This is a genomic window from Lactobacillus sp. UMNPBX19 (assembly GCF_002553805.1).
GTDB lineage: Bacteria > Bacillota > Bacilli > Lactobacillales > Lactobacillaceae > Lactobacillus.
Genome location: NZ_PCYR01000001.1, coordinates 107,827 through 134,373 on the forward strand (window position 1 = coordinate 107,827; position 26,547 = coordinate 134,373).

The following is a 26,547-nucleotide window of genomic DNA, read 5'->3' on the forward strand; positions in this document are numbered from 1 at the left end:
TTATAAAATAAAACCGCCAGATCAGTGATCTGACGGTAACGTATTGAGATATTCGGGCTCGAACCGAAACATCCAGGAACCAGAATCCTGTGCCTTACCAATTTGGCTATATCTCAGTATATCACCCGTACGAGAATTGAACTCGTAACTCCACCTTGAGAGGGTGGCGTCTTAACCATTTGACCAACGGGCAAATTCAACATATGTAAATATAATTGAATATTGTAAATCTGTCAAGTTACATTGCCATTTTTCTTTGAAAAGTAATTTAAAGTGAAAAAAAAGCTGCATCACGTCTTACTCACCATGATGCAGCTTTTCAATTATATCACTTATTTTCACTCTTTATGACATACTTTTTGTAGTTTTCTCAATATCTTCTATTTGATTAATATTCATTTTAGCTAGATTTTCTTTTAACTCCACCCATTGCTTACTCAATTTCTTATTTTTTTGTTCTGCTTGTTTCTCCGCATAAGCAACTAACTTTTCTAAGTTAGCGTAATTTTGAAGTAACTGATGGGATTGATTTTGCAATAACTTCTGATCTAAGTCAGTTTTATTTGCATCTTCACTAACTTCTAAAACAGCTCGAACTTGTGGCTGACAAAAATCTTTCAAAATACCAGCAATCTCTTGTAATTCTTCAACACCGCTTCTATCAAAATGTAATAAATCTTTTTGTTCATCCTTTTCCAATAAATCCGTTGCAGCTTCATTTCTAAAATAAAGCTCTTGAGCAAAATCGTGTATGGTCTTTTCCATAGCTAAAAAATTATTATTCATCTTTAGTTACACTTTCTTCTCTTGTAGGTTTTTCTTTATCTAGTTGAAACATAAACCAATCACACTAAAATCAAAATTCCAAGACCAAAAGTGAAATAGAATGCGATTCGACTTCCTTGAGCAGTTAAAGTAGCATAACTCTCTGTTTGCTTATTTTGAAACACTGCTATAATTGCAGCCGAAACTGCAGTCCCCATTGAACCAGCTAATTGTTGTGCTGTTTGACAAACAGCTGTTGCATCTGCTTTCAAATTTTTATAGACTATTTTTAAACTTTGCGCCATCGTATTGCTAAAGGACATACGATGTCCTAACATCAAAATTTCATAAAAACAAATAATCATCCATGTGGTTAAGCTTAAGCCCCAATTAGCTAATAAAAAGCTCCCTAGCGTCATTAAAAACGCGCCACCATATAATGGCACTTTTGCTCCTAGGCGGTCATATAGTCAACCAAAATAGGGATTCAGGAGTCCAGCAACAATACTGCCTGGAAGTAAAACGAGTCCCCCAATTAAAGATGTTTGTTTATTAACGATTTAGATATAGTTAGGTAAGACAAAACTTACTCCAATATTAATAAACTGAAGCAAAAAATAAGCACATGCTCCAAAAATAAATGCCCTATCTTCAAAAACTGATAAGTCAAGTAGCTTACTAGTAGAACGTTTAGAAATTCTGACAAATATGATGAATAAAATTGTGGCTAATACTAATAAAACCCATAGACACCAATTTTTCAGTCCCTTACTCAATTGATTTATCCCTGCACTTAAAATTGCGTAAGCCAGCCAATTAAAAGATTTCTTTTTTTACTAGATGGTAGCTTTCAATCACGAAAATTTCAGTAATAAAAACTAATAGTGCGAAAATTGTAGCAATTATAAAAATCCACCGCCAATTAAGGTAATAAGAAATGCTTTCCCCAAAAGCTGGACCGAGAGTCAGAGCCATTGCTACTACCAAACCAGCAATTCCCATATATAGGCCCCATTCATCTCTCGGCATTACTTCTACAATCAAATTAAACATCATTGGTGTACAGAGACCCACACCTCAGACGCCCTAACAATAAAATATAAAAGTTTAATGCAAATGCTGAAATAATACTTCCAACCATAAATGCAATTGCAGCTGTTACAAACAATTGCTTAGCAGTAAAACGCTCATTTTGATAAGAAGAACTAATCATAATTATTGCAATCATCAATAGATATCCAGTTGTAGTCCACTGAATTGTATCTAAGGATACGTTAAATTGTTTCATCATCGCAGGAAAAATTACATTTAAACTTGTTTCAGTTAAAATTCCAACAAAAGACATGAACGCTGTTGCTAGGACAGCCAATGTATTTTCTGTCTTTTTTTTATTTTTTCTCCAATAAAAAAGAGTGGAGGCAATTAGCCTCTACCCTTTTTTAACTATTATCTAGCTATATTCGATCTGCATACTATAAAAATATGCTAAGTAGATTTATTTTAAGCGTTTAGTTAAATCATCATGTAAGTCTTCATAACCAGGTTTGTTTAAAAGACCAAACATGTTTCTCTTGTAACTTTCAACACCTGGTTGGTTAAATGGGTTAATACCATTTAAGTAGCCTGAGATACCTACAGCTAATTCAAACCAGTAGATTAAGTAACCTAAAGTATGAGCTGTTTGATTTTCAATATCAACAGTCATAACTGGTACACCACCATCAGTATGAGCTAGAACTACACCTTCGTAAGCACGATCATTTACGTAATTCATAGTTTTACCTGATAAGAAGTTTAATTGATCTAGGTTTTCCTTATCGTCAGGAATAGTTACATCATGTGTTGGGTGTTCAACACGAATAACTGTTTCCATTAAGTTACGACGACCTTCTTGGATGTATTGACCAAGTGAGTGAAGATCAGTAGTGAAGTTAGCACTAGATGGGTAAATACCTTTTTGATCTTTACCTTCTGATTCACCCATTAATTGCTTCCACCATTCACCAAACATTCTTAATGATGGTTCATAGTTTTCAAGTAATTCAGTAGTGTAACCTTTACGGTAAAGGATATTACGCATTGCTGCATATTGATAAGGACTGTCCTTTAAAACATCTGGATCAGTGTAAGCAGCACGTGCATCTGCAGCACCCTTCATCATAGCATCGATGTCACCACCAGCTACGGCAATTGGAAGCAAACCAACAGCTGACAATACTGAGAAACGACCACCAATATCATCTGGAACTACGAATTCTTCGTAACCTTCTGCATCTGCTTCAGTCTTCAAAGCACCCTTAGCACGGTCAGTAGTTGCGTAAATTCTCTTAGCAGCTTCTTCTTTACCATATTTCTTGATTAACTTATCCTTCAATACACGGAAAGCAATTGAAGGTTCAGTAGTAGTACCAGACTTAGAAATAATATTAATTGAAAAGTCCTTATCTCCTAACCATTCAAGCAAATCGTAAAGGTATGAACCTGAAAGAGAATTACCACAAAATACTACAGTTGGGTACTTTTCTTTTTCTCTACCGTAGAAAGAGCTATTTAAGAACTCAATTGAAGCTTGGGCACCAAGGTATGAGCCACCAATACCAATACCAACTAAAACTTCTGAATCATTTTGAATCTTTTTAGCTGCTTTTTTAATACGATCAAATTCGTCTTTATCATAATTAATTGGCAAATCAATCCAACCACGGAAGTCACTACCTGCGCCAGTACCTTCGCGTAATTCTTGATCTGCAGCAGTTACCATTGCTTGCATTTCCTTTAATTCATTTTCATGAACAAAAGGAGTTAATTTACTTGCATCAAAGTGAACAACTTTACTCATTATTTAAACTTCCTTTTTTTGTAACTTTTTCACATACAAACTTTATTTTAGCAGTTACTTCTTCATAAAACTAGAGTTTTTTCTTATAAGAATCTATAAATAATTCGATATAATATAAATCCAATTATAGTCCCGCAAACATTAAAAAATACGTCATCTATATCGCTTACACCAGTTTCTAAAACAAATTGCAAAGATTCAATAATTACGGATAAACATCCCCCAGCCAAAATGGTTCCCACCATACTTTCTTTCTGAATAACTGTAGGAAATAAGAAACCAAACGGGATGAACCATAAAACATTTCCAAGCGAATTATAAAAAAAGTCAAGTAAACTCTGACCATGAGTCAATTTCAGCGTTTCTTTCATAAATACTAAGTTTATATCGTTTAGACTACGATGGAAGTTAAATGTCAACTGCCATGGAAAATATGTATCTCTAAATACTGTCAGCATTAAGAGCAAAATGATATAAAAACTAAAAACCCATACACAAGCTTCTGACTTTAAGGTTCTTCTATGTCTCACCAATAGTAGCCAGCACAATCGAATAATTACAAAAATAATAAAGTAAAAAAGTGTCTTATCTAAGCTATACAAAATCAACTTAATTAAGGCAAAGTGATTAATATGCGCTGCATAATGGTGAAAAACATATTCATATAAGGGTTGTAAAAAAAGCATAACCTAACCGACTCCGTAATTTTGGCTTAATTATAACGTAAAGATCTCCATGAAAGATGATTTTTTTCAAAATATTAAAAAATCGCAAACCTTTAACAAAAGTTTGTCGTTTTTTGAAATTACCAGTAAAATATTCCTTATTAAAAGGAGTAGTGAAGCGTGAATAAAACAAAACGTAATTTCTGGCAAACTAGAATTGGTTTCTTAACAATCCTAACACTTTGTTTTTGGGCAAAATATATGTATGCGGCTTACTTTGACTTTAAGCTTGGCTTAAGTGACCCATACCAGCACTTCATCGTCTGGTTAACGCCTTTAGGCACATGCATTATTATTCTTAGTTTAGGGCTCTATTTCTCTAAGCCATTAGTCTCTTATATTGCAATGCTAGTTTTAGACACAATAAATACGATTTTGCTTTTTGCAAATGTCATTTATTATCGTCAGTTTTCAGACTTTTTAACTAGTAAAACTATTCAAAATACCGGAAAAGTATCACAGGGACTAGGAAAGAGTACGGTTGCTTTACTGCATCCCAGCGATATTTTTCTTTGGCTGGATCTCATAATTATCATTATCTTATTGATTATTAAAGTTATCAAAATTGATCCACGTAAGTATGGATTTAAACGTCCATTTGCTGTCTCATCATTTGGCGTTTTCATGTTAACTTTAAATATGTTTTTAGCTGAAACCTCACGTCCACGATTATTAAGAAATACATTCGATCGCTCTTACGTAGTTAAATATCTTGGGCTTGATACTTATTCAGTATATGATCTCTTAAAAAGTGCACAATCAAACCAAGTTAAGAAAAATGCTAATGCAGAAGATATTAATCAAGTACTCGACTTTACTAAAAAGCATTATGCAAAAGCAAATCCGGAATATTTTGGTAAAGCCAAGGGGAAAAATGTCATTGTCCTACATCTAGAAAGTTTTCAACAATTTCTAATTGGATTAAAAGTTAATGGACAAGAAGTTACTCCATTTCTTAACTCACTCTATCATAATAAAGACACCGTTAGCTTTAGTAACTTTTATCATCAAGTAGGCTTGGGACGAACCAGTGATGCAGAAAATATGCTTGAAACTGGCACATACGGCATTTCAGATGGTTCCCTATTTTCATCATTAGGATCTGAAAATACTTTCCAAGGTGCACCTCAAATTCTTCGTCAGACTGGATATACTTCGGCTGTTTTTCACGGTAATACAGGAACTTTTTGGAATCGAAATGAAGTATATAAAAATTTAGGATATAACTATTTCTTCGATGCAAATTATTTCTCTCAAAAAAAGAACGACAAAATCGGGTATGGCCTAAAAGATAAGCTATTGTTTAGTGAAAGTATTAAGTATCTTGAACAGATTCAGCAACCATTCTATGTTAAGTATTTGACTGTTACTAATCATATTCCATTTCAACTTGATCAAGAAGATAAAGATAATAACTTTACTACTACAAATACTTCAAATACAACCATCAATAATTACTTTGAAACAGCGCATTATCTTGACCAATCAGTTAAAGAATTCTTTGATTATCTAAAAAAGAGTGGCCTTGATAAAAATACGATGGTTATCCTTTATGGAGACCATTATGGTGTTGGTAGTTCAGATGATGAATTATCTGCTCTTGCACCAGTATTAGGTAAAGATTTTAGTAAATGGACATCTTATGACACAACAGAACTTCAAAAAGTTCCTTTCATGATCCATATGAATGGAATTAAGGGGATAATTGATAACAAGCTCAGCGGTGAAATTGATGTTCTCCCAACGTTACTTCATCTTTTAGGAATTTCAAATAAAAATTATATTCAATTTGGTCAGGATTTATTCTCCAAACAATATCGACAAGTAATTGTGTTTAGAAACGGTACTATTGTTACTCCGAAATATATAATTATTGGCGGTAAAGGTATTAAGGGAACAATTTACAATCATCAAACTGGGGAAAAGATCACTAAATTTAATAAAAAGCAAAAAGCTGAAATTGCTAAATTAGTTGAGTATGGACGCACCTCTCTTCACTATTCCGATTTGTTAAATAATCATAATCTGCTACGGTTCTACACTCCAGCTGGCTTTATTCCAACTAATCCGAACGAATTCGACTACAAAATTAACTATCAAAAAATGTTGCAATTAAGAAAAGAATTAGGTAACAAATCTACTTCTCTTTATTCTCAGCACAAGGGGACAACTACTGAGCTCTATACAACTGATGCTTCAGAAATTGATAAGGATGAAATCAATAATATTCCTGAGAATATTCAATCAGCTACAAGTGAAAAAAATAAAAATAATCAAAACAGTTCTCCAGGAAAAGATAATCTCGATAAATAGAAAAAGGGTAGTACTTATATTTTTAAGTACTACCCTTTTTGTTAGTCTTTAATAAATTCCTTATAACCCTTATCATATAAGGTTACCGTAAACGTTGCACCCTTTCCAGGTTCTGAATCGACGTTAATCTTACCGCCATGCTGTTTAATAAGAGATAAAACAATCGAAAGTCCTAAGCCAGATTCTCCCGAGCCAATTTTCGCTCTCGATGGATCTGCCTTATAGAATCTTTCAAAAATGTATTTCATTTGTTTCTTATTCATTCCAATTCCTGTATCGGCTATTTTAAATTGGGCGCCATGCTCAATCCTCTTAGCAGAAATTGTAATCTTTCCATTTTCAGTAAATTGTAATGCATTTTGAACTAGATTAACCATTATCTGAGTGAAACGGTCTTTATCTGCATAAACTTCAACTTGCTGCGGACAATTTAAAATCAACTCATCATTCTTTTGAGCAGCTTTTTGCTTCATTTGTGTTAATAAATTTGCTAAAACTTCAGTTGCATTGAATTTTGATTGAATCAGACTAATTTTATTATTTCTAATTTTTTCGTAATCTAAGTTTTCATTTACTAATCTAATTAATCGTTTTGTTTCACTGTGCATTAAAGCAATAGACTTAGGTTTGGCTTCTTCAGGAATAGCATCATATTCAAACCCTTCTAACAAACCGTTAATTGTAGTAAGCGGAGTTCGCATTTCATGAGCAGCATCAGCCATAAATTGCTCTCGTCGCTTTTCTTGTGCCTTAATTTCATCGTTTGATTCTTTTAAAGCATTAACCATAATATTAAAATTACGTGCTAAATCATCAATCTCATCAGTATCCTTGTGTTTTAGATGGACATTAAAGTCTCCCTGTGCGACTTTTTTAGTAGCATTCGATAAAAGCTTAATCTTTCTTGAAATATAGTACGACAGGATAAAACTGATCAACCCACCAATAACTAAAGAACTAAGTAAAGCTGTCAACAGATTATGCTTTTCTCGTACAATCATTTGTTCCACATTTTGCACACGTGAACCGATCCAGATTACTCCCACCAGTTTTCCTTTACTACGCCAGGGAACAATTACACTAGTATATGCATCTTTATTTGAAAAAGAACTTACTCGTCCATCCTCATGATCATTTCTAATGCGAATCGTCTTACCATTCTTTAATTGTTTAAACAACTTTTGCGGTAAAGCCCAGTTCATTGTAGTTTCTGGATAAACTTGTCTATTTTTATTATTAAAAATGCGAAGATTTACATCTTCGCCTTCCATTACTATCTGTAAATTTTTCAAAAATTTAGCATCTAATTCATGTTTAGGATTATCTTTCGATAAAGCTAGTTTTCCAATCGAAGTTCCATATCCTTCTAAGCGAGTGTAACTTTGAGAATAGGCTTGAATAGTCGCAAAATGAATAGTTGATGAGCCAATAATTACAATACTAGTAATTATTACCAGCAAAAAACCTAAAATTTCTTGATAGAATAACTTCAACTTCTATACCTCAGAATCATCAAACTTGTAGCCCACACCCCAAACGGTTTGAACTACTTGCGGACCAGCTTTCTCTAACTTTTGACGTAATTTTTTAATATGAGCATCGACAGTTCTTTCCTCACCGAAAAACTCATATCCCCACACTAGCTCTAAAAGTTTGTCTCTTGAAAAAACCTGCTTTGGCTTTTGAGCCATAGTATAAAGCAAATCAAATTCCTTAGGGGTCAAACCTTCAACAACTTTATCATCAAATCGTACTTCTCGACGGTCCTTCGAAATTTTTAAATGCTTAGTTACTACATCATATTTTATGCCATTAGAAGCATGCATATCCTTTTCCAGATGGCTTCTGCGATATAGCGCCTTGATCCGTGCTATTAAGGCCAAAGGACTAAAGGGCTTAGTAACATATTCGTCTGCACCAATTCCCAATCCTAAAATCTGATCAGTTTCTGAATCTCTAGCCGTTAACATAATGATCGGTATTGAGATAGAAATAGCTCTAATCTCCTTTGCTACTTCTATACCATCTTTTTTAGGTAAATTAAGATCTAGCGTAACGATATCATAAGAGCTTGGATCTGCCTTAAACATTTCAACAGCTTCTACTCCATCTTTAGCTATATCTACATCCCACTGCTCTTTACTAAAGAACATTTTCATCATTTCCGCAACAGAATTGTCATCTTCAACCATTAATATCTTTAGCATTATTTGTCCTTAAATCCTTTTACTCTAGTATGTTTAATCTTATCCGGTTCAATATAATCATGTGGCAACTCATGCCGAGCACGCAAAAAAGCCTGCAATTTCTTTTCAGTTAAGATTATCGGAGCCAAGATAAACAAATAAAAAGTAAGCAACCAAATTAAAAAGTAGCGATCCCAATGCAAAAAATGAATTCCTAATCCTAAAAGAGTTTGGATCAAACCAAATAACATAAAATAATTACGAGCTACTTTTTGTGCATACTGGTAGCTTGCTTCATTAACTGAAGCTAAATAGGACATATATCCATAAATTCGATTAGGGTTAGGCGAAGGAGCAATCAACCAAATGACCCCGATTACAAACATTATTACCCCGCAACCAATATAAATCATTTGACCAACTCCATTCACTTAAATTTATTCTTTACCCGGAGCTGAAATTACTAAACGTAAGTTACCGCTAAAACTAAAGTTCTTCATTTCGTTAGGAATAATAAAGTTGCTTCCTAATTTAATATCATACTCTTTACCATCAGCAATAAACTTACCGCTACCTTTAATTACAGATACTAGAAGATAAGGATGATCATTTAAACTCCAAGCAAAATCTCCATCAACATCAATCTGCCATAAATAAAAATGTGGTGACATCGGTGGTTGTGCTAACGTAGTAATCTTAGCATCTCCAACAGTTTCTGACGTAATTTTCAGCTTCGGGGCTTTATGTGGTACTTGAATAGTATCAAGAGATTGCTTAATATGCAACTCTCTCTTCTTACCAGTTTTCTTATCTACTCGGTCCCAATCATACAACCTATAGGTTACATCACTTGATTGTTGGGTTTCAATAACCATAATCCCTTTTGTTAAAGCATGAACCGTACCAGATGGAACATATAAAAAGTCTCCCTCTTTTACTGGTACATACCGTAAAAGCTTTGTCCATTTTCCATCTTTAATCCACTTTTCAAGTTCTTCCTTACTTTTTGCATTGTGCCCATAGATAAGTTTAGCACCAGGTTCTGCATGAAGCACATACCAACTTTCAGTTTTCCCAGAATCATTTTCATGAATTCTAGCGTAATCATCATCTGGGTGTACTTGAACAGATAAATTATCATTTGCATCTAAAAATTTAACTAATAAAGGAAATTCCTTAGCTTTCGGATTGCCAAATAACTCTGGGTGTTCTAAATATACCTCTCGTAATGTCTTGCCTTTTAATGGACCAGCATTCACAGTTGACGCATCATCTTTATAGCCCGAAATTACCCAAGCTTCTCCAACCTTTCCATCAGGAATATCATATCCTAAAACAGTATTTAATTTACGACCACCCCAAATTTTTGGTCTAAAGTATGGTGTTAAAAATAATGGTTCCATAAAAAATCACCTCAATAAAAGTATATATCTTTTTGAGATGACTTTGAAACCACTTTCAACTATTTTTTTGAATATTTTTTAATTCCAATAATTAACCTACTGATTCTATCTTCTACCATTGACTTAGGAGAAGCTAAATTTATCCGTAAAAACTCATTACCATTTCCGCGATATATACTACCAGCAGACACAATTAAACCAGTCTCTTTTCGAAGATATGCAGCTAATTTGTAACTGTCATGAGTAAATCTTGCTTACATCTAGCCACATTAAATAAGTAGCCGGGCCAGAAGAAATTTCTACATTTTCTAATTGGCTAGTAATTTTCTTTTCGACATAGGCGAAATTATTGTCAATTACTGCTAATAACTCATGCAACCAATTAAATCCTTCCGTATAAGCGGCAATTGTCGCTGGAATAGCTAAAAGATTAGGCTCAGCTAATTCATCGATATTTAATCCGCGATTAATGATATCACGTAAATTATTATCAGGAATAATCACAGTTGCGGCATGAAGAGCGGCAACATTAAAAGTTTTACTTGGAGACACTAAACTAATTACATTGCTTCTTAAGATTGAAAAAGCAGGTGTATATTTGACGTTATTACGCACTAAGTCCCCATGAATCTCATCAGACAGAAGAATTACATTATTTTCTTGGCATAGAGACGAAATTCTTTCTACTTCTCTCTTTTTCCATACAATTCCTGGAGGATTATGCGGATTGCAGAAAACCATCAAAGTAGTTAAGGGATTAGCCAGCTTTTCTTCTAAATCTTGCCAATTAATTTCATATTTGCCATTACTATAAATTAAATCATTTGATAATACATGGCGATCATTATTTTCAATAGAATTATAAAAAATATTGTAAACCGGCTCTTGTACTAATACATTATCGCCGATATGAGAAACACGTCTAACAATTGATGAGATAGCTGGAACTACTCCAGTAGCAAAAATCATCCAGTTTGGTTCAGCTTTTGCACCATGCTCTAGTTCATACCAATTGCTTACTGAATTAAAGTAATCCTTCCCTGGTTCTTCGTAACCAAAAGCTCCTAATTTTATTTTTTCTTTTATTGCTAAAATAATTTCCGGTGCGGTTTTAAAATCCATGTCAGCAATTGACATCGGTAATTCATTATCCTTAACATTCCATTTTACTGAATCAGTATGACGACTATTTACAACTGTTTTAAAATCATATTTCAAATTTATTCATCCTCTTGATTTTGATGGAAAATTGATAATTTATTATCAATAATTTCTTCAGAAATGATTTCTGTATCTTCTGGATCAACTTTATTTGGATCAATAATTAATGTATCAATCTCTTTAGCTTTAATTACTCCAGAAATAGGATTTTTAACGCTAGTAATCTTACTATCGATAGTCGCGTTAATGTTACTACATTTTTCAAAGGCCAAAGTTGTTTGATTTAAAATACAGCTTTCTAAAGTGACATGATTCATGTAGCAAAGCCCTTGATTACTCTCAATAGTACAATCTCTGAAAATAATATTCCTACTATTCTAGCTTAAATATTCCCCATCTCATTGGCAATTAATCAAAGTTATATTTTTACAATTCCAAAATAATCACCATTAATTTCCGTATTTTTAATGGTGATATCTTGACAAGTCCACATCGTTTCTTCTGCATCAGAAAAGAATACATGATCTAATGAAATATGTTTACATCTTCTAAACAGCTTAGGAGCTTGTAAATTAGAGTTTTTAATGGAGATATTATTAATGTACCAAATACCACTTCTAGACATTGTTTCAAATGTACTATCAGTAACTTTAATATTATCTGAATACCATAAAGGATATTTATATTTAAAAATATTATTCTTTATTACCAAGTCTTTAGTTTCTTTTAATGGAGATTCTCCATTACCAAAAGTAACATTTTCTAAAATTGCATTAGAGAGACCATATAGAGCATGCTCTCCTTCAAAAAACTTTTCTTTAATTTCCTGCATATAATTTTTCCTTTTTAATTAACTCTTTTAATACTTAGTCTAAATTATGAAAAGTAATTGTCTAATATTTGATATGCATACTTAAATATATGTTTATGCTATAGATTTAATTACATAGCAATATTACTTTTCTGATTCATTATAGAAAATTTATAGTTTTTCATACTAGGATAAATTAGATTTATAGCAAAAAAAGACGAGCTAACTAATAGCTCATCTTTTTTCATTTATAGATTTTAGTTTTTACGTTTGCGCTTTGAAGCACCTGCTAAACCAATTGCACCAAGCATTGAACTTACAGCACCTAAAATAACTGCTGCAACATCATTCTTAGCTCCAGCCTTTGGAAGCTTAGATTGAGTAGCGTTTAATTGAGTATTCTTCTTAACTAAACTCTTACTTTGATCATCTGAAACAGTCGCAACTTCAGGAACAGCTGATGAAGAAGAATCTGGATTTGAATTTGCAGATTTTTGGGTCTTCAAATTATGTTTATCAATTACATCCCAATCAACAACTTTTCCCCATTCTTCATACAAACCTGCACTATTTTGAGAATCTCTCTTAATAGTTCCCTTCATATTATCGTTTTCACTATTATCATTCCAAACCCAGACACCCTGGTTAGTAAGTTTAGCTAAAACAGTAGTTGTATTATCTGGATTAAGTTGTAACAAGAAACTTGGTGCCCAAGTAGAATTATTACCCTTTCCGGCAACTTCACCACGATTAGTCATATATGCAGTAATTAAAAGTTGATCTTCTTTTCCTTCAATAGGAACTGCATAATAAGAATAAGTAGCTGTACGCCAATTTGATGGAACAGAAGCAGTTAAAACAACACCAGAACCATTTAAAGGAACATATCCGTGTGTCAAATGATCAGAAACAAATCCAATCATAGCAACGTTATCTCCAACAGTCTTATTAGCAAGTTGCGTAATCCGTCCTTTAGTTCCTCGAGATAATCTTGTAGCTGAAAATAAATAATATTTATTTCCAACTTTGACAACGTCAGGTCTTTCCATTTCATCACTGGCCATTAATGAAGTTACTAAAGGAGAGTACACATTTTCTGGCTCAACAATTGGATTATTTTGTTCTCCACTTAACTTCAAAATACCTAAAGCACCATTAGCTGCACTTGCGAGTGCTTTATCGTTATCATTATCAAAATAATCTAAGAAATTACGGACGTTGAACTTATCATTACCACCATAATTGGTCCAGTTATAAACTTGATTATCTCCTTGATAATTATCACTTCCAGTATTTGCTTCAAATACTAGATAACGATCACCATTTTCTTCTTCAACCACATGTGGATCACGTAAAGTATAATTATCCTTATTTCTATTAATGCCATTTGCAAATTGATCATAAGTTTGATACTTTTTGCCATCACCAATAAAAATCACATGATCATTGTCGACACTAACGATAGAAACACCATTATTATCAACTCTTAATTTTAGATTAGCCGTAGCTAATTGTTGGTCATTAATTTTACCATTTGAAGTATCATTCTTAGTATAAAAGAGTTGAATAGAGTCATCTTTATTTACAATAGCTGATCCAGACCATTCTTGTAAATCTGGAGTTTCTTCATAACCAAAGATAGATCCAGCATTACGCCAATGCGAGAAATTATTGTCATTATATTTATTATATAAAAGATAAATATGATTATCGTTCTTTTTAGGCATCCCCATCATGGCAATAACAAGTTGATATCCTTTATAATTTGATACATATCCAGTTATAGGATCTTGAACTGGCCATGAATCCCATATTTCCAATGTTTCAGTTTTACCGGTCTGCGCATCTTTAGTTACCGCAGCATCCATATTCTTTATTTCCTTGGCATTGAAATATGGAACTGCATATTTAGGATTTCTTTCAACAAGAGCTTGTCCGATTACGTCTAAATCATTTAGCGTTAATTTAGTTCCGTCTTCTGGATTCCCTTCAAATGTAACTTTATTTAGATTATTAATTTGATCACTGTTTAGATCATCCGCATTTATACCAGAATTTTTAACAATATCTTTTATTTTTCCTTTTAACTCAGGTTTTTCAGAAATATCTTGTGTTGTATCCTTTTTTTTAGAATCATTCTTCTTGGAATTATCGGTAATTACTGACTCCGAACCATTATTACTTAAATCTGTCCCAGGTGTAGTATCCGTAGCCGAAGAAGGAGTATCTAAGACTGGGGCACTACCTACTGGTGCTTCTGCTGCTTGATTAGCAACTTTTTCATTTCTTTGAATACTTTGACTATTATTTGTATTTTTAGTTTCTACATTAGTGGGTGAAGTAGTTTGATTCTGACTAGCTGTAGTATTACTTTCATTAGTCGCAGCATTTGCAGTTGATGCACTTAATATAATTGCTGCTGTAGACAAGGTTCCCATTAACAAAGATTTTCCGCTTAAAGATATCTTTTTATGATTTTTATTTTCCAACATCTTTTCTCCTCCTACATGTTAAGCGTTTAACATTTCATCTAAAAGCCTATCATCTTTTTATAAAAAAATAAATAAAATTTAGAAAAAATTGTATAGATTTAGAGAAAATCCTTTATTAGTGCCGAATGTTAAACGATTATCAGTTTTATTTCAAAACAGAATTTGCTAATCACATTCTTGAATCTTCAACATAGCAATTAATACATACATAAATAAAAGCCTGTAAGTATTTAACTTACAGGCTTTTATTTATGGAGATGAGGGGAATTGAACCCCTGTCCAAACGTATTTCGTCGTTAACATCTACGATCATAGTTATATTACTTAAAATTCGCTTTGATAAAACGCCATATAACAGGGCTAAACTATCAAAACTAACCTAAGAATCTTATTTCTAACTATTAAGGTAAGTAGTTAAACGTAGCTCGTTAAATGGTAAGACCCGTAGATAGACACGAGCAATCCATCTTTGGATCACGCAGGCTGACTAAGCAGCTACTGCGTAAGAATTTTCGTTATTTGCAGTTATAATTTAACTGTGACGTTTTTAACGTAGACGTGACCTACGAATCGCAGTCAACGCGAATCTACGCCTGTCGAATCCCAAAACATCCCCAGATGTTTCAATGATATCACAGTCCCTATTAAAATGCTATAACTTTGATTTTAACCTTATTTGTTTAACCTATCTAATTTCGCTAAACGAACAACATCACGTGCAATCATTAATTCTTCATTTGTTGGAACAATCATAGCAGTAATTTTTGAATTTGGTGTAGTAATCACACCCTCATGATTAGCTTTGTTGGCTTCTTCATCATATTCAAGACCAAGCCAAGTAAGACCATCCATAATTTGCTTTCTTACACTTGCATCATGTTCCCCAATACCTGCTGTAAAGACTAAAACATCTAATCCGCCCATTTCAGTCATGTAGGCACCAATATAACGAACAATTCGATTAATGAATATATCTTTTGTAAGTTGAGCTTGCTTATCACCATTTTTGATAGCTTTTTCAATATCTCTCATGTCTGGTGAAATTCCTGAAAGACCCAATAAACCAGATTCGGTATTCAACATCTTGATAACTTCGTTAAAACTAGTAATGTTTCCCTTTTTCATAATAAATTGAAGTAAAGAAGGATCTACATCACCACTTCTGGTACTCATCGTAATTCCTGCAACAGGACTAAATCCCATTGAAGTATCAAAAGATTTTCCATCTTTAATAGCAGTAACTGATGCACCACTTCCTAAATGGCAAATAACCATCTTTAAATCTTCTACAGGCTTATTTAAAAGATCTGCTGTACGACGAGAAACATAACGTGCAGAAGTTCCGTGAGCACCATATTTTCTAGCACGGAATTTTTCATAGTATTTATAAGGTACTGAATATAAATATTGAACTGGATCTAAAGTTTGGTGGAAAGAAGTATCAAAAACAGCAACTTCTGGTACATTAGGCAAAACTTTCATGAAGGCATAAATACCATCTGCCTCAGCTGAGTTATGTAAAGGCGCATAGTCACTCATATTATAAATTTTCCAAAGATTATCTTCAGTAATTACTGTACTATCAGTAAATTCTTCTCCACCAGCAACTACACGGTGACCTACGCCCGCAATATCTTCTAAGGAATCAATAACATTATATTTTTTAAGCCAGCTAAGTAACTTTTGAACAGCTTCTTCTTGGTTAGCAATATCACTTTGTTCATCATGTTGACTACCATCAGATAAAGTCATAGTAAAAACAGAGCCTGGTAATCCTACCCGGTCAGCCATACCAGATGCAATTACTTCTTCATTATCAAGAGAGAACAATTTGTACTTAAATGATGAGCTACCTGAGTTTACTGCTAAAACTTTTTTCATTTTATATACCTCTATATAAATTATTTTTTATCGTTTTGATACCAGTCATTTAATTTCATATTAAATGCTACTAGAGAATCTGTTTTCTTTAAAGAATCTAACTTAGCTACCAATACTTCACGCTCTACAGCTTTTTCACCATGATTTTGGAAAACTAAAATTGATTTTTGCTGAACTTTACTTGAAAACATATCATCAGGCAAATCAACAATTGTTTGAATATTTACTTTTTTAGCTAACCAAGTCATAAATTCAGTCGATCCCTTACCTGTAAATAATAACTTTGGTACCACCAAAAATGCAAATCCGTCACGCTTAAGATTATTCACAATTTGTTCAATAAACAAAGTATGAGCAAAAGAATGTCCCTCTTTAGCATGATTTTCAAAACGTTGAGCATTGTTATCTAGTGGATAGTAACCAACTGGTATGTCACTTACTATCACATCAGCTTTTTGAATCATCCATGGATCTAATGCATCTTGGCAATACAAATCAATCTTTAAATCTTCAAGATGCGCACCAATATCAGCCAAGTCTAAGAGAGATTCCTCGTTATCAATTCCAATTAGATTGTAATTATTTTGAGAATGATTCTCTTGTATTAACTGTCTAATTACTGAATAAAGTAAATTTCCAGTTCCAATGGCTGGATCAACCACAGTTTTTTTACCAGTAGGAACAATTTTTTGCCAAATCAAAGCAATTATTGTAGCGACCACCGATGGTGTAGGCATCAAGTTATAGTCACGAGCATCTTGAGTAATGGCTTTTAAAGCTAATAAAGTAAATATTTGTACTTTCAATGCCCGTGGCAAATTATCATAATCTAATTGACGATATTCTTCAGTCAATTCAGCTACAGTTTCCTTATCGGGAGCACCTGACTCAACTTTGATCTTTCCGTTTTCTAAATTATCAAAGGTTTCCGTCAATGCAGATGAAAAAGAAACATTAAGAGCCTTTTGTAAATGCTCAATAGCTGCCTGAAATTTTGGATACAATTCTTCTACTTTTTGCATTTTTCTTCCTTCTTTAATATTCCTTCTAATATTCTATAGGTATCCTCAAATACTAGCAAGCACTCCTTATTACTTAGAGAAATAATTTATTAAAGAAAGATTGCTTTCCATATTTTCAGTAAAAGTATGCTGGTACATTAACGTAAAAGTAATACAGATATTAATAAGCAGTAAACTACTAACCAAAACACTCCCGTTTACTCGATTAACTCTTTTTTTCTTTCTCATCAGCTGGATTCACTTCCTTTTTTTCTGGTAAATCTGTTTTAAAATACATTTCACTTTGTCTACCATCTTTTTCAGTTATCAGGATTGTAAATGAATCTTTTGACGTAGAACATCTAATTTTTTTAACTTTAAAAAGTAGAGGCATATGTCCACCCTCATCTGTCCGCATTCTTAAAGTATCATTTGAGCTTAAATCAATCACATACGTCTCATAAGTTGGATCATTCTTCTTTTTATCAGAAAATTTTCTGAGAATAATTTTAGTTGGGTCTGATCCAGTTGTACTTACTTCAACATGCCCACTTTCTTTTAAAAAATTATTTACTTGTACATAACTATATGCAATTTCATCTATTCCACTTTTTTGATGATTAATTTTTCTAAGTGTATTTACGAGTCCAAAAAGTATTTGCGCACATAAAATCGTAACCGCAATTGCAAAAACTGCCTCTAATAAAGTAAAACCTTTTATTCTTTTCATTATTTTTACCTATAATAGACATGATCATGGACTAATAATGTTTTTTTATCACTATGTTTAAAAATATATTCAGCATAGGATTTATCTACTCTTTTTTCAATTTGTTTTTCCGTTTGCCTATTTTGCTTAAGTGTCAAGCCTAATAAAATTACTCCCAAACAAGCAATTGTAAATCCTAAACATGCTTCCCAGAAAACAAATCCTTTTATCCTTTTATTCTTCAACCATTCTTCCCCATGTCATTTGTATTTTTATTTTCTTTTCTTTCTTACCATTCTTAATCGTAATCGTCCTTGGTGAAATTGTTCCCCGATTACTAATGTAAAGATTATCAAAATTGTAAACTCTAATATGTTTATCTAAATAAACTTGTGAAACCTGATGCGGCTCCTTTATTTGAATCGAAGAATTATTATCAAAATATGACAAAAAATATGATTTCTTTTTTACTGTGGCCAGATGTAAATACTTATCAATGGTGGATTTCACTTGACGTGTACTATTATCTAAAACCACTTGTTCCTTGATATTTTTAACATAAAGGGTTGGCATCAAGACTAGAAGACAAACCACTGCTAATGTAACTACAGTTTCAATTAAAGTAAATCCTCTTAATTTTTTAAAAATCATTTTTGTTGTAATTTTTCATATCTTTCTTTTTGCTTTTGAGAAATATACTCCTTCTTTACAAGGTCTTCTAAGGAAGTTCCATCTCCATTATCTTCAGCCAGCTGTCTTTGTGTCTCAATTGTTGTTCTTAAAGCCTCATCAGTCTTACTCGTAGCTCTATCTTTTTGTTTGCTTAGTCCTGGCACAATCAGCAAAATTAGCATTGCAATGATAGCAATTACAATTACCATTTCTACTAAAGTAAATCCTTTTACTTGCCTATTTTTTATAATAAATTGTTTTAATTTTTTCATTTTATTTTTCCTCTACATAGTTTCCATTAAGTGATACATCGGCATTAATATCTTTAAATACATCCCTAAAATACAAATCCCAATAAAAATAAAGCATATTGGTTGGATATTGAGAATTAGGCTATTCAATTTTAGATTCAGTTCATAAAAAAGTGTCTTGCTAAGTAATAAGGCACGCTTTCCAATTTCCTTTCTAGTTGTTCCAGTTTCTAGAAGCATGACCAAATTATTAGGTATGAAAAATTCTTGCTCAATAATTTCTTTAATTTCAGTACCCTTTTCTAGTTGATCTTTTACTTTTATTCCGATAACTTGTTGTAATGACCTATCAGGTTGCATAGCAGTAAGTTGACAGATTTTTTGTAGTGAAAAACCATTAATTAATAAAACTGCTAAATCAGACACAACTAGATAATGAACATATAACCGTAAAACAGCTCCAATCATAGGTAAATTTGTTAGTTTTTTAAGAGCATAATAATCTTGTTTATTAAGTAATCTAATTGTTTTACTAATAAAAAATACTGCTACTATGACTAAAAGTACTAGACCACCAAGCATTACATTGCTAGTCCAGTCATTATCAGACATTTCTGTTTTTAAAAATGTTTGCATACAAATTAGCAAGGTAACCATCATCCCAACTAAAAGCGCTGGATAGGCTAATTCTCCCTTTAATTTCTTTAATTGCTTATTCTTTAATCGAATAAGCTTACTCATTTGATCTAAGCAAGATAATAGATTTCCATCAATAATTGCTAGATTTATTTGGGCAGCTAAAGTACTAGAAAATCCCACTTCTTGCAGTACATCCCCTAACTGACTTCCTTCTTCTACTCGTTGATTTACATAAAGAAGTTGACGAGAATTACCCCTCCAAATTTTTGGTAATAGTCTCAAACTAGCATTCAAGGAATATCCATTAATTAAAGCTTGCCTTAAATAATCAATAAAAATCAATTGGTCAGCACTATTTAACTTATCCTTCTTCAAAAAGTTGCTGAGTTTTTTCACTAATCTTTCCTCGTTTTACTAATTGATTTAAACTATTCTGCCAATCATGCAAATTACTACGTTTATCGTTATTAGTGATGGCTTGATTAAGCATTTCTCCATATCCAATATCCATTAAACAAGCAACATCATTCTTATCTTTTATAGGTAATAATCGTTGATAAGAAACCGCCGTTAAACAATTGCTCAGTTCATCTTTAGTAATACCTAATCCTTCAAGACGGGATATTGTTTGCAAAGCCGTCTTAGCATGAATAGTAGCTAACACTAAATGTCCGCTTAACGCCGCATTAATACTGATTTTTGCCGTTTCTTGATCTCGAATTTCACCAATAATTAAAATATCCGGTCTATGCCGTAAAGCTGCTTTCAACAAATCGGGATATGTAATCCCCGCAATTAGATTCACCTGCGTCTGTAAGAAGTCTGGATTCCACACTTCAACTGGATCTTCAATAGTCATTACAACTTTATTTTTTCCAATCACTTGCGCTAACTCATACATGGTTGAAGTTTTTCCCGATCCTGTTGGCCCACTTGTAACTATTAATCCACGTTGATTGGTAAGTTTTTTAATTAAATTAAACTGCTCCGGAAGAAAGTAATTATTATTCTTTTCTCCATAAATCAACCTAACTACTAAAGATTCAGCTCCGGCAAATTCTCCAACACTAGAAAAACGTAAAAATATCTTTTTTCTTTTAAACTCGATCTGATACGCTCCTACCTGGGGTCTACGCCGTTCAGAAATATCCATCTGTGCTTGAAACTTAAAATAATTTAAGAGCTCTCTTCCACCATGTCGACTTAACTCTTGAATTTTATCTAAACCCATTGCAGTTCGAATTTTTACCTCGTATCCATTGATAATAGGAAAGATAAAAATATCACTAGCATGTCTTTCAATCGCCTCTTCTAAAATTCTTTCCGACATCTCATTCACTCTTAATCCCTCCTTTTACTTTATATTTATTAGTACGCAAAAAATCAAAATTATTTTTTATTATTCAAAATAATTTGCAAAAAAAATGGACTGACCTAAAGGTCAGTCCAAAAAAATAGACCTAAAATATAATTTTAGATCTATTTTGCGATAAATTATTATTCATCATCATCTGCAGCAGCAGTATATACATTAGAAACGTCATCGTTATCTTCTAATGCATCAATTAAATGAGCAAATTGCTCTTTCTTATCTGCTGGAACTGGAGTGGTGTTTTGTGGAATCATAGTTAATTCTGCATTAGCTAACTTATAGCCAGCTTTTTCCAATGCATCACGTACAGCAGTAAATTGCTTAGGATCAGTGTAGATTTCAAATGCATCATCACTAGTTTCCAAGTCGTCTCCACCAGCATCCATAACATCAAGCAAAACTTGATCTTCATCAGCGTCAGTAGTTGAACGATCAATTACAAGGTAACCCTTACGGTCAAACATGTAAGCAACAGAACCAGTTGCACCAAGAGAACCACCATTACGAGTAAAGGCAACACGAACATCAGAAGCAGTACGGTTCTTGTTATCAGTTAAAGCTTCAACTAAAACTGCAACACCACCTGGTGCATAACCTTCGTAGGTAATTTCATCATAATGTTCATCTGAATTACCTTCAGCCTTTTTAATAGCACGTTCAATGTTAGTCTTAGGCATGTTAGCTGCACGTGCTTTATCCATAACCATACGTAAAGTAGGATTTCCTGAAGGGTCAGGACCACCACTCTTTGCAGCCATATAAATTTCACGAGATAATTTTTGGAAAACTTTACCTCTCTTAGCGTCTTGCGCATTCTTGCGGCCTTGAATATTGTGCCATTTTGAATGTCCTGACATAAGAATCCTTCTTTCTTTTTATTTAATATAGTTAACCTTGTCAATCATAACGCACTAAAGGTTTAAATTCAATCTAGGAATTACTTTTTTCTGCACGATGTCTAAGCCAATAAACAAAAATACAAATTAAGATCGCTAAAAGTGCACCAGCTGAATCAAGCGCTACATCATGAACACTAGGTGTTCTGTCTCCAGTTAAATACTGGTGAAATTCGTCTAATCCAGCCAAACCAATAATACCTAGCCAAATAAATAAAGGACCACACCATTTCTTAAACAATCGATCTAATCCCAAACAAGCAAATAGGCCCAATAAAAAATAAGATGAAAAGTGAGCAAATTTTCTCATTACAAACTGTGTCATTCCAGCTTCACCATTGTCCAAAACTGCATTATGCCATCGTCCACCATAATAAATATTCCAATTTCCTACTATTCTTTCAATAATTGGAAAATGACGATGTATAAATCCCGGTGACATCTCTTGCTCATGATAAGTCATTGAACTAGAAATAAACAATCCCAGTAATACAGCAATCATTAAACATACAAAAATAATTTCTCGCTTAGTTAACAAAGTTTTTTTCATTTTATAACTTTCCTACTTTCAAGCTCTTCAGCAACTAAAGTAATTATTTTCTTAGCTATTTCTACTTTAGTTGTCTCTGCGATATTTTCATTTGCTTTATCTTTTCTTAATACCGTAACCTTATCCCTATCGCTTCCAAATACTCCCTGACTAACATTATTGGCCACAATCATATCTGCATTTTTATTTTTCAACTTTTTAGTCGCATTTTCGAGTAAATCATTTGTTTCAGCTGCAAAACCAACCACAACTTGCTGCTCTTGCTTTAAACTTCCCATTGTTTTTAAGATATCAGGAGTTTCTTTTAAATAAATTTTTAGTTTATCTCCTTGATCTTGCTTTTTAATTTTATGATCTATGTAGTTCACTGGCTCATAATCCGCTACAGCAGCCGCCATAATTAAAGCATCCGCAGTAGAAAAAGCTTTCTTCACAGCTGCAAGCATTTCTTCAGTCGTTTCTACATGAATAACTGTCATTTTTGATGATGCAGGAATAGGAACTGAAACATGTCCTACAATCAAAACAACTTCTGCACCAGCCGTAAGAGCTGCATTTGCTAAGGCCAGTCCCATCTTTCCACTAGAGCGATTTCCTAAATAACGAACAGGATCAAGTGGGGAGACAGTTCCGCCAGCAGTAATTGCAACTTTTTTACCAGCTAATTCATCATTTACTTGAAGAGATGAGTTTACCCAGTTCATGATTGCTGCTGGTTCAGGCATTCTTCCCTTACCATTATATCCTTCAGCTAAACGGCCAGTATCAGGATCCATTACAAAGATTCCATCTTGCTTTAATTGCTGTAAGTTTCTTTGAAATGCGGGATTACTCCACATATGGCTATTCATTGCCGGAATAACATATTTAGGTGCAGCAGTTGCTAAAAACGTTGTACTTGCAGCATCATCTGCTATCCCATTGGCTATTTTTGCAATAAAGTTAGCTGTTGCCGGAACTACAACCGCAATATCAGTCCAGTCGGCCAATTCAATATGCTGGATCTTATCAGCTCTACTCTCCTTCCAGAGATCAGTTAATACTGGTTGCTTCGTTAAAGCAGCTAAAGTTTGTGTTCCAATCAAATGAACTGCCTCTTCGGTCATCGCTACTCTTACTTCATGTCCTTCTTTTTGAAAATCACGTACAACACTAATTGCCTTATATGCAGCAATACTACCCGTTATATATATTGTAGCTTTCATTTTTTATCAACCTTAATTCACAATTTCTTTCTACTATAACACAAGCTTACTAAGTCGAATTACTAAAAATAAATTAGCAAATTAAAAAATATTAGTAAATTCTGCTATGATTTATATTGAATGCAGATCTAAACAACATAATTCGAAAGGATAAATATATAGAATGAGAAAACATTATCAAAAGATTTTTGCTTTCTTTTTTGCAATTAGTAGTCTTGTTTTAATTCTTACTGGCTGCTCAAAAAAAGAAAATTCATCAAATAAAAATTCTATCGTAACAAGTACTAATGTTTATGCCGATATCGCACAAAATGTCTTAGGAAAATATGGCAAAGCAACTGCTATTATTACTAACAGTGCTACTGATCCACATGACTTTGAACCAACAACTGCAGACGCAAAAAAAGTTCAAAATGCAAAAATTGTTGTTGCTAACGGTTTGGGCTATGATTCTTGGCTTCCTAAACTTGCAAAATCAACTAATAAGTCCGCTGTTTTAGTTGGCGAAGATTTAATGAATCTAAAAAATGGCGCAAATCCGCATATTTGGTTTGATTTAAACATGCCTAAAAAATATGTTAACTATTTAGTAGAGCGACTCTCTAAAATAGACAAAAAACATGCAGCTTACTACAAAGAAAATGGAAAAAAATATCTTGCAAAAATCAATAAGATACAAAAAATTGCAGATTCTATTGATGGTGCAAAACAAAAGCCAGTATATGTCAGCGAGCCAGTGTTTGACTATGCCTTAAATGCTACTCACTTTAAGATTGGTGATAAAGCTTTTGAAGAAGCAATTGAAAATGAAACAGATCCAAATGCCAAAATTATTCATCAAATGAACCAAACAATTAATAATCGTGGAATTTCTTTCTTTGTTAAAAATTCTCAAGTAAGCAGTTCAACTGTTAATAATTTTGTAAAAAGAGCTAAGTCAAAAAATATTCCAATCTTACAAGTTCGTGAAACCCTCCCCAACGATACAAGTTACATAAAATGGATGACAGAAAATTATCAGAATTTGGCAAATATTAATAAAAAACTAGACTAATTTAGTTTATTAAAAAGAGGGCCTCTAATAAGAGACCCTCTTTTTTACTTTAAAATATCTTTTAACTTTATATTAAATTGCTGTGGAATTTCCGCCATAATTACATGTCCCGTCGGTGACATAATAAAGCTATTTATTCGGCTATTCTTTTGTTTAAGATTCTTTTCATATCCCTCTCGATAATAAGGACTTTCCTTTGCAACAAAAAAAGTAGTTGGAATTGTTGTTGTTTCTAAAACTTTTCGCCAATCTAATGACATATGATTTTCAAGCAAATCTACATTATCTTTTCTATTAAATGGATTGGCTTTCTTGGCCTTCATTAACTTAGCATACACATTATTATTCAAGCCATTATATGTTTCATGAACCCGTGGTCTTTCTTGGCATTTTTTTAAATAATTTTCTTTTGTATAATCCATAAAGCCATATTTCCAATTTTCATCATTAAGCATTTTAGGTGACTGATCTATTAACAATGTTTGTTTAACTAGCTTTGGATTATTTTTCATTAAACAAAAGATGATAGAAGCCCCCATTGAATGTCCTATAAAAATAGCTTGTTTGATTTTCAAAAATGATGTCAGTTCATTCAAATCTTGTGTCAAACGCTCAATAGTATGGCCTTTTTCTGTTCGTTGGCTTTTTCCCATATTTCTGTGATCATAGGTTAAAACTTGATACTCTAGTTTATTTAAAAATGGTACTTGTGCTGACCATATTTCTTGATAGGCTCCAAAACCATTAACTAAAACAATTATTTTTCCTTTTCCGGTTAATTGGTAATTAATTTCTACATTATCACTTGTCTTAAATAGCATTTTTATTCCCGCTTCTGCTTAATTTTAATAAATAGACAGCCTACAGCCGCAATAATTGCGGTAATTAAAGCTTGTGTTAATCCACTGCTTAGGCTTACATTAATTCCGCTATACACACTTTCATGCAGCGAACTCGTGGCAATCTGGGCTGCATAAGATAAAACACCATATGATCCAATAGCCGCAATTAAAAGTGGAATAAGGGCTACTTTTTTTCCAAACAAAGCTAAAGCCATTGCTAAAATATACAGTCCAATCAACAAGAAGTAAATTAAATGATAAATCTCAGCAGCCTGTTTTACTGAATCAGAATTTTGCCTCAACTGTTCATTTACCAATTGTAATATGACTTGATTAAAAACTTGCTCCTGCTGCGTATCATTCTTTAAATTCAGATCGGCATCCGTTAACTTATCATTAGCCAAATAATTAGTGCTTAATTGATTTAAGCCTTGATAAGACGTCTTTAATTCGATATTTTTAGGCAGCTGCGACAAGAGTGTATCTTCAATACCTGAATCTTGCAGAAAACTAACACCCATTTGTAAATCACTATTATTTGCTTGATCAACAACCTTATTAATAGAACTTTTTACTAAGCCGGCTGTGCTGTCTACTTTTAATTCTACGGGACTGGTTAAAGTTAAACTTAATGATATATAGATGAGCCCAACTACAACCAATCTCCAAATCCATTTTACAAATTTCAATTTTTTCTCCTAATGAAAATTTTAAGATTATTTTTTACACTTAATAAAGTAAATTCATAGATTTTTTAGTGCTATATAATAAAAGTGTAAC

At 32.9% G+C, this 26,547-nt stretch carries 23 protein-coding genes, 2 tRNA genes, 1 other RNA gene and 3 pseudogenes; 2 read left to right on the forward strand and 27 right to left on the reverse strand.

Going from position 1 to position 26,547, the window contains the following annotated elements; all coding sequences use genetic code 11:
- Positions 1 to 43: 43 nt before the first annotated feature.
- The 6 genes and pseudogenes from CP370_RS00565 to CP370_RS00590 all read right to left on the reverse strand — a co-directional run bounded on the left by CP370_RS00565 (position 44) and on the right by CP370_RS00590 (position 4,290).
- A tRNA-Gln gene (locus CP370_RS00565) sits at positions 44 to 116 on the reverse strand.
- A 5-nt stretch (positions 117 to 121) separates the two neighbouring features.
- Positions 122 to 193 (reverse strand) — tRNA-Glu (locus tag CP370_RS00570).
- Between the two features lie 152 nt (positions 194 to 345).
- The gene (locus tag CP370_RS00575) at positions 346 to 786 is read right to left on the reverse strand and encodes a hypothetical protein (RefSeq protein WP_087712847.1); all 441 of its coding nucleotides are present in this window, start codon (positions 784 to 786) and stop codon (positions 346 to 348) included.
- Positions 779 to 2,110, reverse strand: a pseudogene (locus tag CP370_RS00580) (MFS transporter). Before CP370_RS00580 ends, CP370_RS00575 begins: the two are co-directional and overlap by 8 nt.
- A 150-nt stretch (positions 2,111 to 2,260) precedes the next feature.
- A complete protein-coding gene (locus CP370_RS00585; protein ID WP_004897655.1) occupies positions 2,261 to 3,604 on the reverse strand; it encodes a glucose-6-phosphate isomerase in 1,344 nt (447 codons plus the stop codon).
- Positions 3,605 to 3,687: 83 nt separating this feature from the next.
- Positions 3,688 to 4,290 carry a VanZ family protein gene (locus CP370_RS00590; protein WP_087712846.1) on the reverse strand — a complete coding sequence of 201 codons (603 nt, stop codon included), beginning with the start codon at positions 4,288 to 4,290 and terminating at the stop codon, positions 3,688 to 3,690.
- A gap of 159 nt (positions 4,291 to 4,449) precedes the next feature.
- Here CP370_RS00590 and CP370_RS00595 point away from each other — a divergent pair, with 159 nt between their 5' ends.
- Positions 4,450 to 6,642: an LTA synthase family protein gene (locus CP370_RS00595; protein ID WP_004897657.1), complete on the forward strand. Its 2,193-nt coding sequence runs from the start codon at positions 4,450 to 4,452 to the stop codon at positions 6,640 to 6,642.
- Between the two features lie 41 nt (positions 6,643 to 6,683).
- Here CP370_RS00595 and CP370_RS00600 read toward each other — a convergent pair whose 3' ends face one another.
- The 19 genes and pseudogenes from CP370_RS00600 to coaBC all read right to left on the reverse strand — a co-directional run bounded on the left by CP370_RS00600 (position 6,684) and on the right by coaBC (position 23,871).
- Positions 6,684 to 8,135: a HAMP domain-containing sensor histidine kinase gene (locus tag CP370_RS00600; RefSeq protein WP_087284064.1), complete on the reverse strand. Its 1,452-nt coding sequence runs from the start codon at positions 8,133 to 8,135 to the stop codon at positions 6,684 to 6,686.
- Between the two features lie 3 nt (positions 8,136 to 8,138).
- Positions 8,139 to 8,849, reverse strand: a complete 711-nt coding sequence (locus tag CP370_RS00605) for a response regulator transcription factor (RefSeq protein ID WP_014567626.1) — start codon at positions 8,847 to 8,849, stop codon at positions 8,139 to 8,141.
- Positions 8,849 to 9,241: an SdpI family protein gene (locus CP370_RS00610; protein WP_004897660.1), complete on the reverse strand. Its 393-nt coding sequence runs from the start codon at positions 9,239 to 9,241 to the stop codon at positions 8,849 to 8,851. Before CP370_RS00610 ends, CP370_RS00605 begins: the two co-directional genes overlap by 1 nt.
- Before the next feature lie 24 nt (positions 9,242 to 9,265).
- Positions 9,266 to 10,231, reverse strand: coding sequence for a mannose-6-phosphate isomerase, class I (manA, locus tag CP370_RS00615; RefSeq protein ID WP_014567627.1), 966 nt, complete (start codon positions 10,229 to 10,231; stop codon positions 9,266 to 9,268).
- Between the two features lie 59 nt (positions 10,232 to 10,290).
- Positions 10,291 to 11,449, reverse strand: a pseudogene (locus CP370_RS00620) (MalY/PatB family protein).
- Positions 11,450 to 11,451: 2 nt separating this feature from the next.
- Positions 11,452 to 12,224, reverse strand: a pseudogene (locus tag CP370_RS09910) (DUF3737 family protein).
- A 236-nt stretch (positions 12,225 to 12,460) separates the two neighbouring features.
- Positions 12,461 to 14,695, reverse strand: coding sequence for a glycoside hydrolase family 68 protein (locus CP370_RS00635; protein ID WP_087712844.1), 2,235 nt, complete (start codon positions 14,693 to 14,695; stop codon positions 12,461 to 12,463).
- A gap of 249 nt (positions 14,696 to 14,944) precedes the next feature.
- Positions 14,945 to 15,311, reverse strand: a transfer-messenger RNA (tmRNA) gene (gene ssrA / locus CP370_RS00640).
- Between the two features lie 56 nt (positions 15,312 to 15,367).
- Positions 15,368 to 16,576 carry an acetate/propionate family kinase gene (locus tag CP370_RS00645; RefSeq protein ID WP_087712843.1) on the reverse strand — a complete coding sequence of 403 codons (1,209 nt, stop codon included), beginning with the start codon at positions 16,574 to 16,576 and terminating at the stop codon, positions 15,368 to 15,370.
- 20 nt (positions 16,577 to 16,596) lie between these two features.
- A complete protein-coding gene (locus CP370_RS00650; protein ID WP_087712842.1) occupies positions 16,597 to 17,598 on the reverse strand; it encodes a class I SAM-dependent methyltransferase in 1,002 nt (333 codons plus the stop codon).
- 205 nt (positions 17,599 to 17,803) lie between these two features.
- Positions 17,804 to 18,307, reverse strand: a complete 504-nt coding sequence (gene comGF, locus CP370_RS00655) for a competence type IV pilus minor pilin ComGF (RefSeq protein WP_012846409.1) — start codon at positions 18,305 to 18,307, stop codon at positions 17,804 to 17,806.
- A 5-nt stretch (positions 18,308 to 18,312) separates the two neighbouring features.
- Positions 18,313 to 18,531 (reverse strand): hypothetical protein, encoded by a 219-nt coding sequence (locus CP370_RS00660; protein ID WP_087712841.1) that lies wholly within the window; start codon positions 18,529 to 18,531, stop codon positions 18,313 to 18,315.
- Entirely contained in the window at positions 18,521 to 18,937 is a 417-nt protein-coding gene (locus CP370_RS00665) for a type II secretion system protein (RefSeq protein WP_087712840.1), read from the reverse strand. Before CP370_RS00665 ends, CP370_RS00660 begins: the two co-directional genes overlap by 11 nt.
- Complete coding sequence (gene comGC, locus CP370_RS00670; RefSeq protein ID WP_087712839.1) at positions 18,934 to 19,230, reverse strand: competence type IV pilus major pilin ComGC; 297 nt, start codon at positions 19,228 to 19,230, stop codon at positions 18,934 to 18,936. The genes CP370_RS00665 and comGC overlap by 4 nt, the downstream gene beginning before the upstream one ends.
- Positions 19,231 to 19,242: 12 nt before the next feature.
- Positions 19,243 to 20,244 (reverse strand): type II secretion system F family protein, encoded by a 1,002-nt coding sequence (locus CP370_RS00675; protein WP_012846412.1) that lies wholly within the window; start codon positions 20,242 to 20,244, stop codon positions 19,243 to 19,245.
- A complete protein-coding gene (gene comGA, locus CP370_RS00680; RefSeq protein ID WP_087712838.1) occupies positions 20,210 to 21,187 on the reverse strand; it encodes a competence type IV pilus ATPase ComGA in 978 nt (325 codons plus the stop codon). The genes CP370_RS00675 and comGA overlap by 35 nt, the downstream gene beginning before the upstream one ends.
- Before the next feature lie 158 nt (positions 21,188 to 21,345).
- Entirely contained in the window at positions 21,346 to 22,077 is a 732-nt protein-coding gene (locus tag CP370_RS00685; RefSeq protein ID WP_004894030.1) for a YebC/PmpR family DNA-binding transcriptional regulator, read from the reverse strand.
- Between the two features lie 73 nt (positions 22,078 to 22,150).
- On the reverse strand, positions 22,151 to 22,666 hold the full coding sequence (locus tag CP370_RS00690; protein ID WP_087712837.1) for a VanZ family protein: 516 nt from the start codon (positions 22,664 to 22,666) through the stop codon (positions 22,151 to 22,153).
- Positions 22,663 to 23,871 carry a bifunctional phosphopantothenoylcysteine decarboxylase/phosphopantothenate--cysteine ligase CoaBC gene (gene coaBC / locus CP370_RS00695; RefSeq protein ID WP_087712836.1) on the reverse strand — a complete coding sequence of 403 codons (1,209 nt, stop codon included), beginning with the start codon at positions 23,869 to 23,871 and terminating at the stop codon, positions 22,663 to 22,665. The genes CP370_RS00690 and coaBC overlap by 4 nt, the downstream gene beginning before the upstream one ends.
- Before the next feature lie 163 nt (positions 23,872 to 24,034).
- On the opposite strand from coaBC, the gene CP370_RS00700 reads away from it, so the two are divergent.
- Positions 24,035 to 24,925 carry a metal ABC transporter solute-binding protein, Zn/Mn family gene (locus tag CP370_RS00700; RefSeq protein WP_087712835.1) on the forward strand — a complete coding sequence of 297 codons (891 nt, stop codon included), beginning with the start codon at positions 24,035 to 24,037 and terminating at the stop codon, positions 24,923 to 24,925.
- Between the two features lie 44 nt (positions 24,926 to 24,969).
- On the opposite strand, the gene CP370_RS00705 is transcribed toward CP370_RS00700, so the two are convergent.
- On the reverse strand, positions 24,970 to 25,746 hold the full coding sequence (locus CP370_RS00705) for an alpha/beta fold hydrolase (protein WP_012846416.1): 777 nt from the start codon (positions 25,744 to 25,746) through the stop codon (positions 24,970 to 24,972).
- A 2-nt stretch (positions 25,747 to 25,748) separates the two neighbouring features.
- Positions 25,749 to 26,456 carry a hypothetical protein gene (locus CP370_RS00710; RefSeq protein ID WP_087712834.1) on the reverse strand — a complete coding sequence of 236 codons (708 nt, stop codon included), beginning with the start codon at positions 26,454 to 26,456 and terminating at the stop codon, positions 25,749 to 25,751.
- Between the last annotated feature and the right edge of the window lie 91 nt (positions 26,457 to 26,547).

What these genes read in the sequence shown, in the direction of transcription:
- CP370_RS00575 (WP_087712847.1), bottom strand. Translation starts at nt 786, where the DNA reads ATGAATAATAATTTTTTAGCTATGGAAAAGACCATACACGATTTTGCT.
- CP370_RS00585 (WP_004897655.1), bottom strand. Translation starts at nt 3,604, where the DNA reads ATGAGTAAAGTTGTTCACTTTGATGCAAGTAAATTAACTCCTTTTGTT.
- CP370_RS00590 (WP_087712846.1), bottom strand. Translation starts at nt 4,290, where the DNA reads ATGCTTTTTTTACAACCCTTATATGAATATGTTTTTCACCATTATGCA.
- CP370_RS00605 (WP_014567626.1), bottom strand. Translation starts at nt 8,849, where the DNA reads ATGCTAAAGATATTAATGGTTGAAGATGACAATTCTGTTGCGGAAATG.
- CP370_RS00610 (WP_004897660.1), bottom strand. Translation starts at nt 9,241, where the DNA reads ATGATTTATATTGGTTGCGGGGTAATAATGTTTGTAATCGGGGTCATT.
- manA (WP_014567627.1), bottom strand. Translation starts at nt 10,231, where the DNA reads ATGGAACCATTATTTTTAACACCATACTTTAGACCAAAAATTTGGGGT.
- CP370_RS00635 (WP_087712844.1), bottom strand. Translation starts at nt 14,695, where the DNA reads ATGTTGGAAAATAAAAATCATAAAAAGATATCTTTAAGCGGAAAATCT.
- CP370_RS00645 (WP_087712843.1), bottom strand. Translation starts at nt 16,576, where the DNA reads ATGAAAAAAGTTTTAGCAGTAAACTCAGGTAGCTCATCATTTAAGTAC.
- CP370_RS00650 (WP_087712842.1), bottom strand. Translation starts at nt 17,598, where the DNA reads ATGCAAAAAGTAGAAGAATTGTATCCAAAATTTCAGGCAGCTATTGAG.
- comGF (WP_012846409.1), bottom strand. Translation starts at nt 18,307, where the DNA reads ATGAAAAGAATAAAAGGTTTTACTTTATTAGAGGCAGTTTTTGCAATT.
- CP370_RS00665 (WP_087712840.1), bottom strand. Translation starts at nt 18,937, where the DNA reads ATGATTTTTAAAAAATTAAGAGGATTTACTTTAATTGAAACTGTAGTT.
- comGC (WP_087712839.1), bottom strand. Translation starts at nt 19,230, where the DNA reads ATGAAAAAATTAAAACAATTTATTATAAAAAATAGGCAAGTAAAAGGA.
- CP370_RS00685 (WP_004894030.1), bottom strand. Translation starts at nt 22,077, where the DNA reads ATGTCAGGACATTCAAAATGGCACAATATTCAAGGCCGCAAGAATGCG.
- CP370_RS00690 (WP_087712837.1), bottom strand. Translation starts at nt 22,666, where the DNA reads ATGAAAAAAACTTTGTTAACTAAGCGAGAAATTATTTTTGTATGTTTA.
- coaBC (WP_087712836.1), bottom strand. Translation starts at nt 23,871, where the DNA reads ATGAAAGCTACAATATATATAACGGGTAGTATTGCTGCATATAAGGCA.
- CP370_RS00700 (WP_087712835.1), top strand. Translation starts at nt 24,035, where the DNA reads ATGAGAAAACATTATCAAAAGATTTTTGCTTTCTTTTTTGCAATTAGT.
- CP370_RS00705 (WP_012846416.1), bottom strand. Translation starts at nt 25,746, where the DNA reads ATGCTATTTAAGACAAGTGATAATGTAGAAATTAATTACCAATTAACC.